The sequence below is a fragment of the Mycetohabitans sp. B2 genome (assembly GCF_021733735.1).
GTDB classification, from domain to species: Bacteria; Pseudomonadota; Gammaproteobacteria; order Burkholderiales; family Burkholderiaceae; genus Mycetohabitans; species Mycetohabitans rhizoxinica.
Map to the genome: position 1 here is coordinate 1 of NZ_JAHKSP010000031.1, position 1103 is coordinate 1103.

1 protein-coding gene is annotated in these 1103 nt (G+C 58.8%); it reads right to left on the bottom strand.

The genetic code is table 11. From position 1 onward, the window contains the following. Positions 1–24 precede the first annotated feature (24 nt). The coding region (locus KPG66_RS07085) for an ISNCY family transposase (protein WP_237070388.1) at positions 25–1103 on the bottom strand (1079 nt) is incomplete at its 5' end.

A 1103-nucleotide genomic window follows, 5' to 3' on the forward strand; every position in this document is an offset into this window, starting at 1 on the left:
CTACACGCTATGTCAAAGCCATTCTCAAATGTCCGCCTGCCGGCTAAGTTCAAATGTCCGGGTTGACGGGTTCAAGGTTTGTTTCTCTAGGGTTACAACTCCCGCAGTGTCGAAGAGCGGGTCCTGAATGGGCAGGGCGCTTACGCCTGTTCCACTGTCCCTGGCAGACCGACGGCCAGGTTTGCGCGGTGGCTGTTGCGCTTGACTGCGCTGAGCCAGATCCACGATCACCTGCTCGACGTCGGCCTGCGTGAATTCACGCTGCTTTTTCTTGCCCGGTTGGCGTTCGTTCCGGTTAGTCCGGGTTGAATCGCCCAGATGCGTTCGAGACGGCGCTTTACCGATCCGGCTGCTGTCGCGTTGCGCTTGAATGGCTTGCGCAACTTGCAATACATGACTGAGGCGCTTGTGCTCGACGACTGCACCCTGATCGATTTCGGCCAGCCGGTCATACTGCCTGCTGGTCAACACACGGCCGTCGGCTCGAAGCTCGATGCGGCCATCCGGGTACTCCCACACGTCGATATAGCGGTCGATCAGCTTGCGATTCTCTAGCGTGTCATCCAGCAGGTACATGACGCGGTCGTATTGCACCGTGAGCGACTTCGTTACCTTGCGCGGCTCGCGCCAGGTGAGCACGAGCTCAAGACTCTCGTCAGAGCGCAGCGGCCGGTGGGCATCGAAATCGCTCTTCGCTGGCTTCGCAAAGCGTGCGTTGTAAGTCGCGATGAAGCAGGGCGCATAAGCATTGGCCTGGGCCACCGTGCTGATGCCACGCAGCCGTAGCTCTTTGACCAATCGGTCCTGCAACGTCAAGTGTGCGCGTTCCACGCGCCCCTTGGCCGAACTGCTGTTCGCGCAGAACGTATCGATGTTCAACTCGTACATTGCTCGGCCAAAGTGTGTCACGCTGCTGCCGGTCTTGCTGGCGCTCGCATTGCGAAACACGCTCGCCTTGTCACTGTACAACGCACTAGGCTTGCCGTGGCGCTCGATGTAGGCTCGTGTCGCCTCAAAGTAGCTAAAGGTCGACTCAGTTGCCGTGAAGTGCAGATGCATCAACCGGCTCGTTGCATCGTCCACGTACACCAGCAACGTGCATT